This window comes from Rathayibacter sp. AY1F6, assembly GCF_002932035.1.
Classification (GTDB): domain Bacteria; phylum Actinomycetota; class Actinomycetes; order Actinomycetales; family Microbacteriaceae; genus Rathayibacter.
On the sequence record NZ_PSVD01000004.1, the window covers coordinates 199,343 to 217,467 of the forward strand.

Sequence of the window (18,125 nt, forward strand, 5' to 3'; positions counted from 1 at the left end):
ATGGGCTGGTTCTCCCGACTGTTCACGGGTGCCCCCGCGGCGCCGGAGGAGACCGCGCCCGCTCTGCCGAGCGTCCCGACGAGCGACGACATCCTCGCGGCGCTCGACCGGGTCGGCGCGCGGACGGAGGGCCGGGTGCCCGGCATCGTCGCGGCGCGCATCCAGCGGATCGACGAGACGGTCCGCGAGATGGTGCCCCGTCTCGACCGCCTCGGCGGGATGAGCCGTCAGGGCCACACCGTCGTCGCGACCGCGACCAGCTACCTCCCCGAGGCGGTGGAGGGCTACCTCCGCCTGCCGAGGGACTTCGCCGACCGCCGCGCCGTGCACAGGGGGAAGACCTCGCTGATGATCCTCTGCGACCAGCTCGACCTCCTCGGAGGCACGCTCGACCGCATCTCGGACGCCGTCTCGCGGCAGGACGCCTCGGCGCTGATCGCGCACGGGCAGTTCCTGGCCGAGAAGTTCACGGAGTCCTCGCTCTCCCCGAGCGGTCTCGACGCGCCTCCGCAGCCGGGAGCGCCGTCCGGATCCGGCTCGCTGACCCCGCCGAGCGCCTCGTGACCGCGCTCGCCCCAGCGCTGGACGCCCTCGTGCTCGCGGGGACGGCCGCCGGCCTCGACGCCGCGGCCGTCCGCGACGAGGGTGCGCGGCTGGCCGCCGCCGTCGCCGAGTCGATCCGCGGCGCCGGACAGGACTGGCTCGCCGCGACCGGCGCGACGGGCGGTCTGGAGGCGTTCTTCACCGCCGCCTCGAGCGGCCGGCGCTGGCGGTCGGGGCCGACCGATCAGCTGGCCGCCCTGGTCGGCGCGGGCTCGCACCACGCCTCGGCCTACGCCCGCGCCCTGACCGAGGTCGTCTCGGCGGCCAGCGCTCTCGGCGACCCGGGCATCGGCGGCATCGCCTCCGCCTCCGCGACCGCCGCGGCCCAGCTCTCCGCCGTCCCGGGTGCTCGGGGCGCCGCTCCGACGACGAGCGGGGGAGCGCCGCACACGACCGGCCGGACGCCGGACGGTGCCGCGAGCGCCGACCTGCCGACCGGTCTGCCCGCCGGCGTGCCCGGGGTCGACGAGATCCTCGAGCGCCTCCGCCGGACCGAGCACGACGGTCCGCAGGACGAGCCGGCGCCCGCCGCCGCTCCCGCCGCGGAGCCCGCCTCCGAGCCGGAGCCGCTCGACCCGCCGGAGTCCATCGACGACCTGCTCGCCGAGCTCGACGCGCTGATCGGCCTCGACCGGGTGAAGAGCGAGATCAAGCGCCAGACGCAGCTGCTCCGGATCGACACCCTGCGCCAGGCCGCCGGTCTCAGCACGCCCACGCTCACCCGCCACCTCGTCTTCACGGGGAACCCCGGCACGGGCAAGACGACGGTGGCGCGGCTGGTCTCGCGGATCTACCGCTCGCTCGGCATCCTCTCGAAGGGCGTGCTCGTCGAGGTCGACCGATCGGAGCTGGTGGCCGGCTACCTCGGGCAGACCGCGACGAAGACCGCGGAGGTGATCGCCTCCGCTCGCGGCGGCGTCCTCTTCATCGACGAGGCCTACGCGCTCGCGCTCGACCAGTACGGCGCGGAGGCGGTCACCACCCTCGTGAAGGACATGGAGGACCACCGCGGCGACCTCGTCGTGATCGTCGCCGGCTACTCCGGGCCGATGCAGGGCTTCCTCGACACGAACCCGGGACTCGCCAGCCGCTTCTCGACCACGATCGACTTCGCCGACTACTCCGACGACGAGCTCTCGGCGATCTTCGGCCGCCTCACCGCCTCCGCGGACTTCGAGCCGACGGAGGAGGCGCTCGCCGCGTTCGCGGGCCTCGCCTCGGCGCAGCAGCGCACGGAGGCGTTCGGCAACGGGCGCTGGGTCCGCAACGTCCTCGACGCGGCGATCGCCCGGCACGCCTGGCGCCTCCGCGGCGTGGAGGAGCCGACGCTCGACGAGCTGCGCATCCTGCTCCCCGAGGACGTGGTGGAGAGTCCCGAAGCCTCGAGCAGCCCGGACGGGGACGGCGAGGACGACGAGGGCTCGGTCGCGGGCTCTGAGGAGGAAATCGGGCAGGCGGACGCCGCCCCGAGCGGCACGGCCGTCCCCGTCACCGACGACCCCGAGGAGGAGAGCCGTTGAGCACCGCACCCGCCGCGCCGCCCGCGCAGAGGATCCCCGAGCCGCCCCTCGTCCAGGTCGCCAACCGGCCGGCGCAGCGGAAGCCGTCGCTGCTGGCCCGCGCGACCGCGACCACTCCGGCCACCCTGCGCCTCCTGCTCGCCCTGACGGCGCTGGCGGCCGTGCTGTTCGGCGTGTTCGCGCAGCAGGCAGGAGCGATGCAGGCGCGCGCCGCGACCACGGCCCGGGAGCAGTCGGCGCAGCTGCTCGGCGTGCAGAACGTCCGCACGCTGCTGGTGGACGCCAACGCGATCGCGGCCAACACCTTCCTCGTCGGCGGACTGGAGCCGACCGAGCTGCGGGCGTCGTACGTCTCGAGCCTCACCGGCGCCGCCTCCGCGATCGCCGGACTCTCGGCCGCCGACTCGGCGGACACCCGGGCCCTCGCCCGGGTCGCCAGCAGCATCACGACCTACAGCGGGCTGATCGAGCAGGCGCGGGCCAACAACCGGCAGGGCTTCCCCGTCGCCTCGGCGTATCTCGACCAGGCGTCGACGGCCCTCTCGGGAGACGGCGGCATCCTCGAGGACCTCGACGGGCTCGTCGACTCCGGTGCCGACCGGGTCGCGGCCGCCTACGACGCCGTCCGCTGGAGCGTCCTGCTCATGATCGGCTCGCTCGTGATGCTGGTCCTCCTCCTGGCGGCGCAGCTCTGGCTCGCCCGCCGCACGCACCGCTACCTCAACCGCCCTCTCGCCACGGGGACCGCCCTCCTGCTGGTCGTCGGCGTCGGCGGGGCGCTCGCCTACGGATCGGTCGCGGCGGACGCGGGGACGGCGCGGGTCGAGTCCTACCGCGAGGCGCTCACCGTGTCGAACGCGCTCATCGCCGCGAGCGACGCCAAGTCGCTCGAGAGCTTCACGCTGATCAAGCGCGGCTCCGGCGCCGCCCTCGAGGAGCGCTACACCCAGGCAGTCGACTCCGCCCGGGAGAAGCTGTCGGGCGACCTGCAGGACGAGCTGGCGAGGACACGGCTCGTCGACGAGTTCGGGCAGTGGCAGTCGTTCCACGAGGAGATCCGGCAGGCGGACGACGCCGGGAACTGGGACCAGGCCGTCCGCGTCGCCACGATCACCGGGAACGGCACGCCGAACGAGCTCTTCACCACCTTCTCCGACGACGCCCGCGACGTGGTGCAGGAGAAGGCACTGGCCGCCGCCACCACGCTCGATCGAGGCGCGGAGTTCGCGACCCTCGTCTCGTGGATCCTGCTGGCGGCCGGTCTCGCCGGAGCCGTGTTCGCCTGGCGAGGCATCGCCCAGCGACTGGAGGAGTACCGATGAACCGCCTGCGCGCCGCCGCCCTCGCCCTGGCCACCGCCGCGGCTCTCGCCCTCACCGGCTGCACGACGGGGGCGGACGACCTCGGCACGCCCCTCGCCGCGGCGACCCCGACTCCGACGGCGAGCGCGTCCGCTCCCGCCGCTCCGGCCGCGGCGGACTGCTCGCCCTCGGCGGTCACCTCCTACGCGCCGACCGGCGTGACCGACAGCACCAGGCTCGCGGAGATCCGCGGGCGCGGGACCCTGCGCGTCGGCGTCTCGGCCGACACCCTCCTGATGAGCGCCCGCAACCCGATCACGGGGGCGATCGAGGGCTTCGACGTCGACATCGCCCGCGAGGTCGCCCGGGCGATCCTCGGCAGCGACTCCATCGACTACGTCGTGATCACCTCCGCTCAGCGCCTCCCCGCGCTCACCGGCGGCGACGGCGCCCCGCAGGTCGACATGGTGGCCCGCACCCTCACGATGACCTGCGATCGCTGGAGCTCGATCGCCTTCTCGTCCGAGTACTACGACGCCGGCCTCAAGGTGCTCGTCTCCGACGACCCCGACGGCGTCCCGATCACGGGCATCGGCGACCTCGGCGGCGAGAGGGTCTGCGCGCCCAGCGGCACCACGACGCTCAGCCGCCTGCAGAACGACTACCCGGAGGTCGAGGCCGTCGAGGCCGCCACGCACTCGCAGTGCCTCGCCCTCTTCCAGGCCGGCGAGGTCGACGCCATCGCGGGCGACGACACGATCCTCGCGGGCTTCGTGGCGCAGGATCCGTACGCGAAGGTCGTCGGCGACGCCCTGAGCTCGGAGCCCTACGGCCTCGGCCTGCCCGCCGACGACCCCGACTTCGTGCGCTTCGTCAACGCCTCGCTCGAGAGCATCCGCAGCGACGGCCGCTGGCAGAGCATCTACGAGCGCTGGCTCGGGGTCCTCGGCGAGGCCTCGCCGCCGGCCCCGGTGTACGGCCGATGAGCACCGGTCTCGCGGAGGGGACCCCCGTCGCTCCGGGCCGGCTCGGGGAGGCCGCGCCGCAGCGCGAGCTCTTCGAGTACCTCGCCGCTCTCACCCGCTGGCTCCAGCGGACCACGCGCGAGCTCTCGCGGCTGGACGCCGCCGCGCTGGCGTCGCCGCAGGCCGAGAACTACACGGCCGACGTGGTGCTCGCCCAGTCGCTCCGCGAGTCCGTCACCCGGCGCCTCGCCGAGCTCGAGGCGGTCTGGGACTCCGGCCGCGTCGACGTCGTAGCGCGCGAGCGGATGTCGCAGCTGATCTGGGGCCGTCTCGACGCCTCCGGGAGCGGCGCGGTCTCGCTGGTGGAGGCGGTGCGCCTCTGCGACGCGGTCGTCGGCCAGCTGCGCTCCCGGCTCGAGCTCGACCCCAGCGGCACCGACGTCGCCGGACGGATCGTGGGGGTGCGCGCCGAGATCGAGCGCTGCCGCGACCTCACCCGTGACGGCGGCGGCACGGTCGACCGCGAGCGGGCGGAGCGGGTCGCCGTGCTGCGGTCCCGCCTCGACGCGCTCGCCGAGCGGGCGGGCCGGGGAGCCGACGTGACGGGGCCGCTCGGCCAGCTCGAGAGCGACTCCGCCCGGCTCGAGCGCGACCTGATCATCGCCGCGTCCGAGCGGCGCGGACTCGAGCGCGACCGCCGTCGGGCGCTCGAGCTGGCGGAGGCGGCCGAGCGCCGCGAGGCGCCGCTGCGCGAGCTCGTGGCCCGCTGCCGCCGCGAGATCGCCGACCCGCCGCGGCTGGCCGTGCCCGATGTCTCCCGGCTGGGCGATCCTCCGTCCGACCGCGAGGCGCTCGACGCACACCTCGCCCGGCTCACCGCCGTCGGCCGCGCGTTCGACGCGGTCGAGGCCGCCTACACCTCGCCGCTGCGCGAACGGGCCGCCCTCGGCTTCCGCCTCCGGGCGCTGCGGGAGCGTGCCGAGGGCAACGGCCGCGCTGCCACCGCCGTCGGCGTCGCGGCCGAGGAGGAGGTGCGCGCAGCCCTCGACACGGTGCCCTGCTCCGTCCCGCTCGCCCGCCACCTGGTCGAGCAGTACGACGTCGTCACCCGCGACCTCCCGCACCCCGACCCCGCGCACCACCGGAAGGCCACTTTATGAACGGCGCCCCCTGCACCGCGACTCCCGGCTGCACCGGGACGATCGAGGACGGCTACTGCAACGTCTGCGGCCTCCCGCCCGAGGAGGGCGCCGCCGCCTCCACGCCGACCGCGCGCCGCGCCGCTCCGGCCTCCCCGCCGGCCACCGCCTCCGCCGCCTTCGGCACCGGCTTCGTCGAGGGCACCCCCGGCGCCACGGCACCCGGGCCCGCGGAGGAGTCGGCCACCGCGCGCAGCACGCGCACCTCCTCCGCCCGCCTCGCCACCGCCGCCCTCGGCTCCGCCCGCACGGCGCAGACCGGCTCGAAGGTCACCCGCCGCGTCGGCACCACCTCGACCCGACTGCGCGGCCCGAGGCTCGGCGCCGGGCTCACCACCGTCCCGTCCCGCCCGGCCGCCGACCCGATGGCCGCTCTGATGACCGAGGCGGTCCTCCCCGAGCGCAAGCGCTTCTGCTCGCACTGCGGCACGGCCGTCGGCCGCGGGCGCGACGGTCGGCCCGGCCGCACCGAGGGGTTCTGCCCCAACTGCCGCACGCCGTTCTCGTTCACTCCGCAGCTGGTGAAGGGCGACGTCGTCGGCGGCCAGTACGAGGTCGTCGGCTGCCTGGCCTACGGCGGCCTCGGCTGGATCTACCTCGCGCGCGACCGGAACGTCTCGGGGCGCTGGGTGGTGCTCAAGGGCCTGCTCAACTCCGGCGACCCCGATGCGTACGCGGCGGCCGTCACCGAGCGCCGGTTCCTGGCCGAGGTCGAGCACCCGCTGATCGTCGAGATCTACAACTTCGTCCTGCACGACGGCGCCGGCTACATCGTGATGGAGTACGTCGGCGGGCCGAGCCTCAAGCAGATCCTGAAGGAGCGGCTGGACGCCAACGGCGGCGCCGCGGATCCGCTGCCGGTGGACCAGGCGCTCGCCTTCGTGCTCGAGGTCATGCCCGCCTTCGCCTACCTGCACGACCACGGCCTGCTCTACTGCGACTTCAAGCCGGACAACATGATCCAGGTGGGCGACCAGGTCAAGCTGATCGACCTCGGCGGAGTGCGCCGGATCGACGACGAGGACTCCGCCATCTACGGCACCGTCGGCTACCAGGCTCCGGAGGTCGCCGACCTCGGTCCCTCGGTCGCCTCCGACGTCTACACGATCGGCCGCACGCTGGCCTCGCTGGTGCTCGACTTCCGCGGCAACCAGACGACCTTCGTCGCCTCGCTGCCGCCCGTGTCGGAGACGCCGCTGTTCCAGCGCTACGACTCCTTCTACCGCCTGATCGCGAAGGCGTGCGCTCCCGACCCGCAGGACCGCTTCGCCACGGTGGACGAGATGCGCGGCCAGCTGCTCGGGGTGCTGCGCGAGGTCGTCGCGACCGACCGCGGTCCCGGACACCCCGCGCTGCACTCGACGGAGTCGGCCCTGTTCGAGGCGCCCGTGGCCGACGTGGTCGACCGCGTCCCGCCGTGGGACGCGCTGCCGGCGCTCCGCCGCGACGAGTCCGATCCCGCCCGGTCGTGGCTCGCGGGCGTGAACGTCGCCGACCCGATCGTGCGCCTGCGCGCTCTCGCGCTCGCGCCCACCGTGACGGTCGAGGTGCGGCTCGCCCGCGCCCGGGCGGCGATCGAGGCGCAGCGCTGGGAGGAGGCGGCCCGCGCGACGGGCGAGATCCTCACGGAGGACCCGTGGGAGTGGCGGGCGGTCTGGATGAGCGGTCTCGCGCAGCTCGCGCGCGGCGACGACATCGGGGCCCGCGCCTCCTTCAACACCGTCTACGGGCAGGTCCCCGGCGAGCTCGCCCCGAAGCTCGCGCTCGCCGCGGCGTGCGAGGCGAGCGGTGAGCCCGAGGTCGCCGAGTCCCTCTACGTGATCTGCGCCCGCGCCGACGCGAACTACACGGCACCCGCCGCCTTCGGTCTCGCCCGGGTGCGGCATCTGCGCTCCGACCTCGACGGGGCGCTCGACGCGCTCGACATCGTCGCGCCCACGCGCTCCTCCTACTCCGACGCGCGCCGCCGCCGGGCGGAGCTGCTGGCGGAGTCGGGCCGCGGGCTGCCCGCGCTCTCGGCCGCCCTCGCGAGCGTCGACTCCGTGTCGATCGACCAGCGGACCCGCCTCGAGCTCACGACCCAGGTCCTCGCCTCCGCTCTCGAGCTGGTGCGGCGCGACGGCCCGGCCGAGGGAGCGACCCTCGGCGGAGTCGAGGCGAACGAGGCCGCCATCCGCGACGGCCTCGAGGCCTCCTACCGCGCGCTCGCCGCCTCCACTCGTGAGCGCGACGAGCGCCTGCGCCTCGTCGACCGGGCCAACGAGGTCCGACGCTGGACGCTGACATGAGCGGCGCGCTGTCGACTCCCTGCCCGAACTGCGGCGAGCCGGTCACGACGGGCGACGCGTTCTGCGAGGCCTGCGGGACGCCGCTGATCGTCGCGGCCACCCCCTCCGCTCCGCCCGTCGCCGTCGGAGGATCCGCCGCCTGCGTCTACTGCGGGGGAGCGGTCGCCGAGGACGGCTACTGCGAGCAGTGCGGACGCCCCGCTCCGACCGAGCGCGAGCACTGGGCTGAAGCGCCGCACCCGCTGGTCGGCGGCGTCTGCGACCGCGGGCTCCGGCACCCGGCCAACGAGGACGCGATGGCGCTCGGGGCGACCACCGGCGCCGATGGCTCTCTGAGGACGGCGCTGCTGGTGGTCTGCGACGGGGTCTCCTCGACCCCCGACTCCGACAAGGCGTCGCTCGCCGCGGCCCGTGCGGCACTCAGCGCGCTGCAGGCCGAGGTCGGCGGGGAGAGCGCGGGAGCGGACCGCTGGCGCGCGCTGCTGCAGATGGCCACCGCGCGCGCCTCCGGAGCGATCGACGCGGCCGTGCCCGAGAAGCGGTCGAATCCGCCCTCGTGCACCTTCACCGCGGCGGTGCTGGACGGCGCGCTGCTCGTCACGGGCAACGTGGGCGACAGCCGCAGCTACTGGATGCCGGACGCGGGCGAGCCGCGGCAGCTCACGGTCGACGATTCGTGGGCGCAGGAGCAGATCGCCTCGGGAGTGCCGCGGGAGCAGGCCGAGACGGCGCCCGACGCTCACGCCATCACCCGCTGGCTCGGCGCCGACGCACACGACGAGGAGCCGCGGGTCGCCTCCGAGGAGCTGACCGAGCCGGGCTGGGTTCTGGTCTGCTCCGACGGGCTGTGGAACTACGCGTCCGCCGCCGAGGACCTCGCGCGCGTGCTGCGCGAGGCGCAGGAGCGGGCGGGCGCCGATCCGGTCACGCTCGCGGAGGCGCTGGTCGCCTGGGCGAACGAGCGCGGCGGGCACGACAACATCACGGCGGCGCTGGCGCGGTTCGACCCGGCGGGTGCGGCGGAGGCAGCGGCTGCAGCGTCCGCTGCCGAGGTGAACGGTGAGGAGACCGGTACAGCCGAGCAGGATGCCGCCGACTCCGGGGCCGATCCCGACGGTGCGGAGCCGGACGCTGCGGAGCCGGATGCTGCCGGCGCCGGCGCCGCCGACCTCGGCGCTGCGGATCCCGGCGCTGCGGGCCCGAGCGCGGCCGACCCCGGCGCTGCGGACCCGAGCGCGGCCGACCCCGCCGCCTCGAGCCCCGATTCGGCGACGCCCTCGCCCGACGCCACCCGTCCCGCCGACTGAGCGCGCCGATCCGTCCAGACCACCCCTCCACCGCTGGACGGATCGGCACCCCCGCGGCCGTGGTCACGCCCCTACAGTCGTCGCCATGAGCATCGCCGAGCCCGCCACCGCTTTGTCCGTCGTCGGCCACTGGATCGACGGGGCTCCCTCGGCCTCCTCGTCCGGCCGCACCGCTCCCGTCTACGACCCGGCGCTGGGAGTCGCGACCAAGGAGGTCGCGCTCGCCGACTCCGCCGAGGTGGACGCCGCCGTCGCCTCCGCGAAGGCCGCGTTCCCCGCCTGGCGCGACACGTCGCTCGCGAAGCGGCAGCAGATCGTCTTCCGCTTCCGCGAGCTCCTCGAGGCGAAGAAGCAGGAGCTCGCCGAGCTGATCACGTCGGAGCACGGCAAGGTCGTCTCGGACGCGCTGGGCGAGATCACTCGCGGGCAGGAGGTCGTGGAGTTCGCGACGGGTCTCGCGCACCACCTCAAGGGCGAGTACTCGGAGCAGGTCTCCACCGGCGTCGACGTCTACTCGATCAAGCAGCCGCTGGGCGTGGTCGGGATCATCTCCCCCTTCAACTTCCCTGCGATGGTGCCGATGTGGTTCTTCCCCATCGCCATCGCCGCCGGCAACACCGTCGTGGTGAAGCCCTCCGAGAAGGACCCGTCCCCGGCGATCTGGCTCGGCGCCCTCTGGAAGGAGGCCGGCCTCCCCGACGGCGTCTACACGGTGCTCAACGGCGACAAGCAGGCCGTCGACGGGCTGCTCGAGCACCCCGACGTCCGCTCGATCTCGTTCGTCGGGTCGACCCTGATCGCGCAGTACGTCTACGAGACGGGCACGAAGCACGGCAAGCGGGTGCAGGCGCTGGGCGGGGCGAAGAACCACATGCTGGTGCTCCCCGACGCGGACCTCGACCTCGTCGCCGACTCCGCCATCAACGCCGGCTTCGGCTCGGCGGGCGAGCGGTGCATGGCGATCTCGGTCGTCGTCGCGGTGGAGCCCGTCGCCGACGAGCTCATCACCAGGATCCAGGAGCGGGCCGCGACCCTGCGCATCGGCGACGGACGCCGCGGCTGCGACATGGGTCCGCTGATCACCGAGGCGCACCGCGACAAGGTCGCCTCCTACATCGCGATCGCGGAGGAGGACGGCGCGGAGGTCGTGATCGACGGGCGCGGAATCGAGGTGGACGGCGACGCGAACGGCTTCTGGCTGGGCCCGACCCTGATCGACAAGGTCCCCACCACCTCCCGCGCCTACACGGAGGAGATCTTCGGACCGGTGCTCTCCATCGTCCGCGTCGCCTCCTACGAGGAGGGCGTCGCGCTGATCAACAACGGCGCGTTCGGCAACGGCACGGCCATCTTCACCAACGACGGAGGAGCGGCCCGTCGCTTCCAGAACGAGGTCGAGGTCGGCATGATCGGCATCAACGTCCCCATCCCCGTCCCCGTCGCCACGTTCTCCTTCGGCGGCTGGAAGGCGTCCCTCTTCGGCGACACCAAGGCCCACGGAGCCGAAGGCGTCCGCTTCTTCACCCAGCAGAAGGCCATCACCAGCCGCTGGCTCGACCCCGCCCACGGCGGCATCAACCTCGGGTTCCCGCAGCATTCATAGGCTCTCTCCTCCTGGCGTCGTCGATCGCCCGCAGTCGGCCGGGGAGGGTGGGCGCGTTCTGCAGGGCGTCCTGCGTTCCGCGCACGTCGATCCGCTGAGACGCGGATCGCCGGTTGCGCTCCGCGGCGCTCGTGAGGCTCTCTCCTCCTGGCGTCGTCGATCGCCCGCAGTCGCGGCGCTGGTGAGCCTCTCTCCTCCTTCGTCGTCGATCGCCCGCAGTCGGCGTGGGAGGGTGGTTCCGTTCTCGAGGGCGTCGAACGTTCCGCGCACGACGATCCGCTGGAACGCGGATCGCCGGTTGCGCTCCGCGCCGGCGGGACGCGCTCGGTCGACGGGAGAGGCTCACCGGGACGGCTGAGTGCAACCGTCGATCCGCGTGTGAGCGGATCGTCGTGCGCGGTACGCGACCCGCTCTTCCCATCGTTCCCGCGTTCTGAGGCCGACCGCGGCCGATCGACGACGCAGGAGGAGAGAGGCTTTCCAGCACCGCGCAACCGTCGATCCGCGTGTGAGCGGATCGTCGTGCGCGGTACGCGACCCGCTCTTCCCAGCGCGACCACCCTCCCCGGCCGACCGCGGCCGATCGACGACGCAGGAGGAGATCGGCTATGAGTGCAGCCGCAGCGCCGTCCAGAGCTCGGTGCGGGCGGAGACGTCGTCGAGGTCGAGGCCGAGGGCGCGCTCGACGGCGGTGATGCGGTTGCGGAGGGTGTGACGGTGCACGCCGAGGTCGCGGGCGGCGGGCTCCCAGGCGCCGTTGCGGCGGAGCCAGACGCGGGCGCTCTCGAGCAGCACGGCTCCCTCGGGGGTCAGCAGCGGTGAGAGCATCCGGCGGGCGAGCGGTGCTGCTCCGGCGGCGGCGAGAAGCCCGATCATCCCCTCGGCGGCGACGTCCTCGAAGCGGACCACCGTCCCGTCTCCCGTCCGCTCGGCGGCGCGCCGCGCCTCCTCGAGGCCCCGGTCCAGGTCCGACCAGCCGATCGGGACGGAGGCGCCGGCGCTCGCGCCGTGCCGCTCCAGCACGGCGGTCAGCGGCTCGAGTCCGTCGGCGGCGGCGACGGCGACGAGCGAGCCGTCCCTCTCGGCGAAGAACAGGCGCGCGCCGTCCTCCTCCGCCACGACCTCCAGCTCGTCGAGGAGCGAGTCGCCGTGCACGGGCGCGCTCAGCACGACCACCCGCACGGGCTCGGCGGGCAGCGGGCTCCCCAGGCGCCGTGCGGTGCTCTCGGCGACGTCGAAGGCTCCCGCGGCCAGCAGCTCGAGCAGTCCGGAGCGCAGCTGCCGACGGGAGGAGTCCAGCGCGCGCCGCTGCTCCAGCGCGATGCTCGCCAGCGCGATGACGCTCGCGACGAGGTCGCTGCCCGCCGGGTCCAGGGGCGTGCCGGTGCCCACGGCGAGCACCCCGCGCAGGTGGTCGCGGCGCCCGATCGTCTGCAGCGTCACCCCGCCGCCGTCGTCGAGCCGGAGTCCCGCTCGGCTGCCGCGGGTCAGCGCGTGCCTCGCGGCCGCGGCGACCGCCTCCTCCGCCGGCACGTCGAGCCGGGTGGGCAGGTGCACCCTCTGCCCGGCGGCGTCGTAGAGGGCGACCCAGCAGTCCAGCTGCCGCTCCAGCTCGGTGAGGATCGCCGCGAGCCCGTCCGGCCGCAGCGCCGCGCGGGCGACCCGCCGCTGCGCCTCGAGCGACCACTCCAGCCGCTCACGCTGCTCCCGCGAGATCACGTCGGCGACGAAGCGGATGATCCCCATGAACGGAGTCAGGTCCGCCACCTCCAGCAGCGGCAGGCCCTGGCGCTCGCACGCCGTGACGAGAGCGGCGGGCACCTCGTCGTGCACGATGCGGGTGGCGAAGCCGAGCGCGCGGATGCCGCGGCCGCGCAGCCGGGCGACGTACTCCTCCGAGAACTCGGCGCTGTCGTGCCCGGTGAAGTGGACGCCGTCGGTCAGCAGCAGCTGGCCCGACTCGAGCCAGGGCGTCGGATCGACGAGGTCCGAGGAGTGCGCCCACACCAGAGGGGCGTCGAGGTCGGCCTCGTCGTGGACGCCGGCGAGCACGCGGAGGCGGAAGGCCGGTTCGGCCAGCAGATCGCGGACGGTCGCGGGCATGCGCGGCTCCCTTCGACGTTCCGTCCATCGTAGGGTCCGCGGATCGACGGATCCGCACGCCCGCTTCCGAGGCGCGCGCGGCACGATGGGGAGCATGACGTCCTCGACCGCCCCCACCGTCCGCGACAACGCCTCGGTCACCGCCGCCGACCGGTCCCGCGTGTTCCACTCCTGGTCGGCGCAGGGCGCGCTGAACCCGCTGCCGATCGCAGGCGGTCTCGGCGCGGAGGTCTGGGACGTCGACGGCACCCGCTACCTCGACTTCTCGAGCCAGCTCGTGAACGTCACCATCGGCTACCAGCACCCGAAGGTCGTCGCCGCCATCCAGGAGCAGGCGGGCGTCCTCACCACGGTCGGCCCCGCCTACGCGAACGAGACCCGCGCCGAGGCGGCCCGCCTGATCACCGAGCGGGCGCCCGAGGGCATGGAGAAGGTCTTCTTCACCAACGGCGGCGCGGACGCGAACGAGAACGCGATCCGCATGGCGCGGCTGTTCACCGGCCGCGACAAGGTCGTCTCGCTGTACCGCTCGTACCACGGCAACACGGGAGCGGCGATCGTCTCGACCGGCGACTGGCGCCGCATCCCGAACGAGTACTCCCGCGGGCACGTGCACGCCTTCGGGCCCTACCTGTACCGCAGCGAGTTCTGGGCCGAGAGCCTCGAGCAGGAGTGCGAGCGCGCCCTCCACCACCTCGAGCGCGTCGTGCAGGCGGAGGGGCCGGAGTCGATCGCCGCGTTCCTCCTCGAGACCATCCCCGGCACCGCCGGCGTGCTCACCCCGCCGCCCGGCTACCTCGCGGGTGTCCGCGAGATCGCCGACCGGTACGGCATCCAGCTGATCCTCGACGAGGTCATGGCGGGCTTCGGCCGCACGGGGGAGTGGTTCGCCTTCGACGCCTTCGACGTGCGCCCCGATCTGATCACCTTCGCGAAGGGCGTCAACTCCGGCTACGTCCCGATCGGCGGCGTCGTCATCTCGGATCCGATCGCCCACCACTTCGACGAGCGCGTCTTCCCCGGCGGTCTCACCTACTCGGGCCACCCGCTCGCCGCTGCCAGCGTCGTCGCGACGCTCGAGGCGATGGAGGAGGAGGGGATCGTCGACAACGCGCGCACCATCGGCTCGGAGCACCTGGCCCCCGGCCTGGCGGCTCTCGAGGCGAAGCACGACCTGATCGGCGAGGTCCGGGGCTCCGGAGTGTTCTGGGCTCTGGAGCTGGTCACCGATCGGGCCGCGCGCACCCCGCTGCCGGCGGCCTCCGTCGCCCGCCTCAAGGCCGACCTGCTGTCTCGCGGCCTCCTGCCCTTCACCGCCGACAACCGGATCCACGTGGTCCCGCCGGCCGTCATCACCCCCGCCGAGGTCGCCCGCGGCCTCGGCATCCTCGACGACGCCCTCACCGCCTTCAGCGGCTGACCGCACTCCGTGCCGCAGGCGGCGGCGTCCTCGCGAGGCGTATCCGGGGATCCGCCTTCCAGCGGATCCGCGTCGCCGTGCGCGACCCGCTCCTCGGGACCCGGCCCCGCGCTGGAGCCGACTGCGGGACGCCGCGCGGGGAGCGGCGTCCTCGCGAGGCGTATCCGGGGATCCGCGTTCCAGCGGATCCCCGTCGCCGTGCGCATCCCGCTCCTCGAGACCCGGCCGCGCGCTCGGGCCGACTGCGGGACGCCGCGCGGGGAGCGGCGTCCTCGCGAGGCGTATCCGGGGATCCGCGTTCCAGCGGATCCGCGTCGCCGTGCGCGACCCGCTCCTCGGGACCCGGCCGCGCGCTCGAGCCGACTGCGGGACGCCGCGCGGGGAGCGGCGTCCTAACCAGCGGCGTCATCGCGAGGCGTATTCGGGGATCCGCGTTCCAGCGAATCCGCGTCGCCGTGCGCGTCCCGCTCCTCGCGACCCGTCCCCGCGCTGGAGCCGACTGCGGGACGCCGCGCGGGGGGCGCCGTCGCGAGGCGTATCCGGGGATCCGCGTTCCAGCGGATCCGCGTCGCCGTGCGCGACCCGCTCCTCGGGACCCGGCCATGCGCTCGAGCCGACTGCGGGACGCCGCGCGGGGAGCGGCGTCCTAACCAGCACTGTGCAAGGCGAACGCCGTCACGAACCCGAGCACCGCGTACAGCCCGGTGAGCACGTCGTCGCGGTCGAACGCCTCGGGGATCATCGTGTTCGAGATCATGGCGAGGATCGCGCCGGCGGCGACGGTCGTCACGAAGGCCACGACCGCGCCCGGTGCGGTGGCGAAGACCAGGAAGCCGACCAGCGCCGCGGCGGCCGAGATCGCGGCGATCCCGCCCCAGACGGTGAAGACGTAGCGGGCGGAGCGGCCGTCGGCTTTCATGCCGACCGTCGAGGACAGGCCCTCGGGGAGGTTCGAGATCGCGACCGCGGCGACGATGGGCACGCTGATCGCCGCTCCCGCGCCGCCCTGGGCGACCGAGAGGCCGAGCACGATCGATTCGGGGACCCCGTCGATCAGGGCGCCGGCCGCGATGGCCGCGCCTCCTCCTCCGCCCGACCCCTTCGCGCTCTTGCGGTTCCCCGCGCCGGCGCGGGTGAGCAGCGCGTCCGCGCCGACGAAGACGACGGCTCCCGCGAGCGTGCCGAGGATCGTCGGGAGCAGTCCTCCGTCGTCCGCCGCCTCCTGCACGAGCTCGTAGGCGAGCGCCGAGATCAGCACCCCTGCTCCGAAGGCGGAGATCGCGGCGGTGAGCTTCGGGGGCACGCGCACGAACCAGGCGAGCGCGGCGCCGATCAGGAGGGTGGCGCCGCCGATGGCGCCGCTGGCGAGGGCGAGGGTCCAGGGAGGCACGGCTCCACCCTGGCACCGGCGGCGTCCGGTCGCGGCGGGCTTGACGGGGGCGCTCCGGCGGCGCTCGACCCGCCTCCGCCCGCCCCGACAGCTGTCGTGCAGGCGTCCGGCCGCGATGCCCGGCCGATCCTCGGCGATGGAGGGCCGCTCGGGCCGGGCGTCCCCGTAAACTGCCGGAATGGCGGAGTTCAGCGCGAGTGTTTTCCAGAACGAGTTCCTCTCGGACGGCGCCACAGACGTGCACGCCATCGTCACGGTGACCGCGTCCGGCACGGGGGTCGCCGGGTCCGACGGGGCCGCGGCCGAGATCATCATCGTGGACTGCTCCGGATCGATGACCGGCGAGAACATGACGGCCGCCAAGCGCGCCGCCGCCGTGGCCGTCGACCAGATCCTGGACGGCACCTTCTTCGCCGTCGTGGCCGGATCCGAGCGCGCCGACCGCGCCTTCCCGTACCCCAACGCCACCGTCTCGATGGTGCGGATGGAGCCGGGGGCGCGAGCCGCGGCGAAGGAGGCGATCGGCTACCTCCAGGCCGACGGCGGCACCGCGATGGGCACCTGGCTGACCCTCGCCCGCCAGCTGTTCGCGACCGTGCCGGAGGCGACGCAGAGGCACGCGATCCTCCTCACCGACGGCAAGAACGAGCACGAGTCGCGGATGCAGCTGGACGCGGCGATCCGCGCGGCGTCGGGCGACTTCCAGTGCGACGTGCGCGGCGTCGGCTCCCGCTGGATCGTCGAGGAGGCGCGCACCATCGCGAGCGCCCTGCTGGGCACCGTGGGCCTGATCGCGAACCCGGCCGACATGGCGGCCGACTTCGAGTCGCTGATGCGGGCGTCGATGGGCCGGGGAGTCGCCAACGGCGAGCTCCGCGTCTGGACTCCGCAGGGCGCGCAGCTGCTCTTCGTCCGCCAGGTCGCTCCGAACCTCGAGGACCTCAGCTCCCGGCGGAACGCCGTGAACCCGCTCACCGGCGCCTACCCGACCGGCGCCTGGGGCGACGAGTCGCGGGAGTACCACGTGGCGGTCCGGGTCGCGTCGAAGCCGGTCGGCTCGGAGCAGCTCGCCGCGCGGGTGCAGCTCAGCGTGCGCGACGAGGTGGTCGCCTCCGCCCTGGTGAAGGCGCGCTGGACGGACGACTCCGCCCTGACCGCCCGCATCGACCCCGCCGTCGCCCACTACACCGGCCAGACCGAGCTCGCCTCGGCGATCCAGGACGGGCTCGCAGCCAAGGCGCGGGGCGACGAGGCGACCGCCACGGTCAAGCTCGGGCGGGCGGTGCAGCTCGCCTCCGTCACCGGGAACGACGAGGCGACCGCGAAGCTGCGGAAGGTCGTCGAGATCGACGACCCGAACGAGGGCACCGTGCGGCTCAAGCGGGGCGTGGACCGCCTCGACGAGATGGCGCTGGACACCGCGTCGACCAAGACCACGCGGGTGCGCAAGTGAGCTTCCGCTGCCCCGAGGGGCACACCTCGCAGTCCGGCGACTACTGCGACGTCTGCGGGGCGCCCATCGGTGCCGCTGCGGCCCCGTCGCCCGCTCCCGCCGCGCCGACCACCGCGATCCCGACCGGACCCTCGGTCTGCCCGCACTGCTCGTTCCCGAACGAGCCCGGCGCCCTGTTCTGCGAGAACTGCGGCTACGACTTCACGACCGGCTCCCTCCCCGAGGCCGATCCGTTCACCTCCTCCGGCGCCGTCCGCGCTCCGGGCGAGGTCGGCGGCTCCGCGACGCCGTCGGGGGACCCGGCCCAGCACCTGGGCGAGGCGCCCGCGCCGCAGGCCGATCCCGCGGCTCCGACCGAGCTGGTCCCGGAGCAGGAGGCCGGCTTCGACACCCCCGTCGCGACCGTGCCGCCCGCCGCTCCGCCGACCGAGGTGATCCCGGAGGCCCCTGCACCCGAGGCCGCAGTCCCCGACGCGGCACCCGGGGCCTCAGCGTCGGAGGAGGAGTCCGCGTCCGCGCCGGCCACCGGCTCCGCCCGCCCCGCCACCGCCTCCGCGGACCCGGACCGCCCGTGGATCGCCGAGCTCTGGGTCGACCCGGAGTGGTACGCCGAGCAGCGCGCCGACGACCCGATGCCCTCGCCCGGCCCGCCCGCGACCGTCGTCCTCCGCGAGCGCACCCTGCTCGTCGGACGCCCGTCCGTCTCCCGCGGCATCTCGCCGCAGGTGGACTGCGGCTCCGACTCCGGTGTCTCGCGGCGCCACTGCCAGCTGAGCACCGACGGCTACCGCTGGTGGGTCGAGGATCTGCAGTCGGCGAACGGCACGTACCTCGCCCCGGCCGGGGCGCCGCTCCCGCAGTCGCCGATCGCCGCCGGTCAGCGCCGCGAGGTCGAGGAGGGCGATCGGATCTACGTGGGCGCCTGGACGCGGATCGTGCTCCGTCCCGCGTTCCCGGGCGAGGCCTAGGGACC

The 18,125-nt window shown here is 74.4% G+C and carries 13 protein-coding genes; 11 read left to right on the top strand and 2 right to left on the bottom strand.

Annotation, left to right across the window (positions count from 1 at the left end; genetic code table 11):
* The 8 genes from C5C44_RS05985 (at position 1) to C5C44_RS06020 (ending at position 10,786) form a co-directional block, all read left to right on the top strand.
* Positions 1-564, top strand: a complete 564-nt coding sequence (locus tag C5C44_RS05985; protein ID WP_104226185.1) for a hypothetical protein — start codon at positions 1-3, stop codon at positions 562-564.
* Complete coding sequence (locus tag C5C44_RS05990) at positions 561-2,123, top strand: AAA family ATPase (protein WP_104335517.1); 1,563 nt, start codon at positions 561-563, stop codon at positions 2,121-2,123. The genes C5C44_RS05985 and C5C44_RS05990 overlap by 4 nt, the downstream gene beginning before the upstream one ends.
* Complete coding sequence (locus C5C44_RS05995) at positions 2,120-3,445, top strand: hypothetical protein (RefSeq protein WP_104335518.1); 1,326 nt, start codon at positions 2,120-2,122, stop codon at positions 3,443-3,445. The genes C5C44_RS05990 and C5C44_RS05995 overlap by 4 nt, the downstream gene beginning before the upstream one ends.
* Positions 3,442-4,410, top strand: a complete 969-nt coding sequence (locus C5C44_RS06000) for a glutamate ABC transporter substrate-binding protein (protein WP_104249858.1) — start codon at positions 3,442-3,444, stop codon at positions 4,408-4,410. The genes C5C44_RS05995 and C5C44_RS06000 overlap by 4 nt, the downstream gene beginning before the upstream one ends.
* Positions 4,407-5,549: a hypothetical protein gene (locus C5C44_RS06005; protein WP_104335519.1), complete on the top strand. Its 1,143-nt coding sequence runs from the start codon at positions 4,407-4,409 to the stop codon at positions 5,547-5,549. Before C5C44_RS06000 ends, C5C44_RS06005 begins: the two co-directional genes overlap by 4 nt.
* Positions 5,546-7,876 carry a serine/threonine-protein kinase gene (locus C5C44_RS06010; protein WP_104335520.1) on the top strand — a complete coding sequence of 777 codons (2,331 nt, stop codon included), beginning with the start codon at positions 5,546-5,548 and terminating at the stop codon, positions 7,874-7,876. Before C5C44_RS06005 ends, C5C44_RS06010 begins: the two co-directional genes overlap by 4 nt.
* On the top strand, positions 7,873-9,183 hold the full coding sequence (locus tag C5C44_RS06015) for a PP2C family serine/threonine-protein phosphatase (RefSeq protein WP_181132731.1): 1,311 nt from the start codon (positions 7,873-7,875) through the stop codon (positions 9,181-9,183). Before C5C44_RS06010 ends, C5C44_RS06015 begins: the two co-directional genes overlap by 4 nt.
* An 85-nt stretch (positions 9,184-9,268) precedes the next feature.
* On the top strand, positions 9,269-10,786 hold the full coding sequence (locus C5C44_RS06020; protein WP_104335521.1) for a CoA-acylating methylmalonate-semialdehyde dehydrogenase: 1,518 nt from the start codon (positions 9,269-9,271) through the stop codon (positions 10,784-10,786).
* Between the two features lie 606 nt (positions 10,787-11,392).
* Here the strand turns inward: C5C44_RS06020 and C5C44_RS06025 are convergent.
* Positions 11,393-12,889 carry a PucR family transcriptional regulator gene (locus C5C44_RS06025; protein WP_181132733.1) on the bottom strand — a complete coding sequence of 499 codons (1,497 nt, stop codon included), beginning with the start codon at positions 12,887-12,889 and terminating at the stop codon, positions 11,393-11,395.
* 94 nt (positions 12,890-12,983) lie between these two features.
* Here C5C44_RS06025 and C5C44_RS06030 point away from each other — a divergent pair, with 94 nt between their 5' ends.
* Positions 12,984-14,309: an aspartate aminotransferase family protein gene (locus C5C44_RS06030; protein WP_104329391.1), complete on the top strand. Its 1,326-nt coding sequence runs from the start codon at positions 12,984-12,986 to the stop codon at positions 14,307-14,309.
* Positions 14,310-14,955: 646 nt separating this feature from the next.
* Here the strand turns inward: C5C44_RS06030 and C5C44_RS06035 are convergent.
* Positions 14,956-15,699, bottom strand: a complete 744-nt coding sequence (locus tag C5C44_RS06035) for a ZIP family metal transporter (RefSeq protein ID WP_104223842.1) — start codon at positions 15,697-15,699, stop codon at positions 14,956-14,958.
* 178 nt (positions 15,700-15,877) lie between these two features.
* Here C5C44_RS06035 and C5C44_RS06040 point away from each other — a divergent pair, with 178 nt between their 5' ends.
* Together C5C44_RS06040 and C5C44_RS06045 are read left to right on the top strand one after the other, a co-directional pair.
* Entirely contained in the window at positions 15,878-17,152 is a 1,275-nt protein-coding gene (locus C5C44_RS06040; RefSeq protein WP_104223843.1) for a VWA domain-containing protein, read from the top strand.
* Positions 17,149-18,120, top strand: coding sequence for an FHA domain-containing protein (locus tag C5C44_RS06045; RefSeq protein WP_104335523.1), 972 nt, complete (start codon positions 17,149-17,151; stop codon positions 18,118-18,120). Before C5C44_RS06040 ends, C5C44_RS06045 begins: the two co-directional genes overlap by 4 nt.
* Positions 18,121-18,125: the final 5 nt, after the last annotated feature.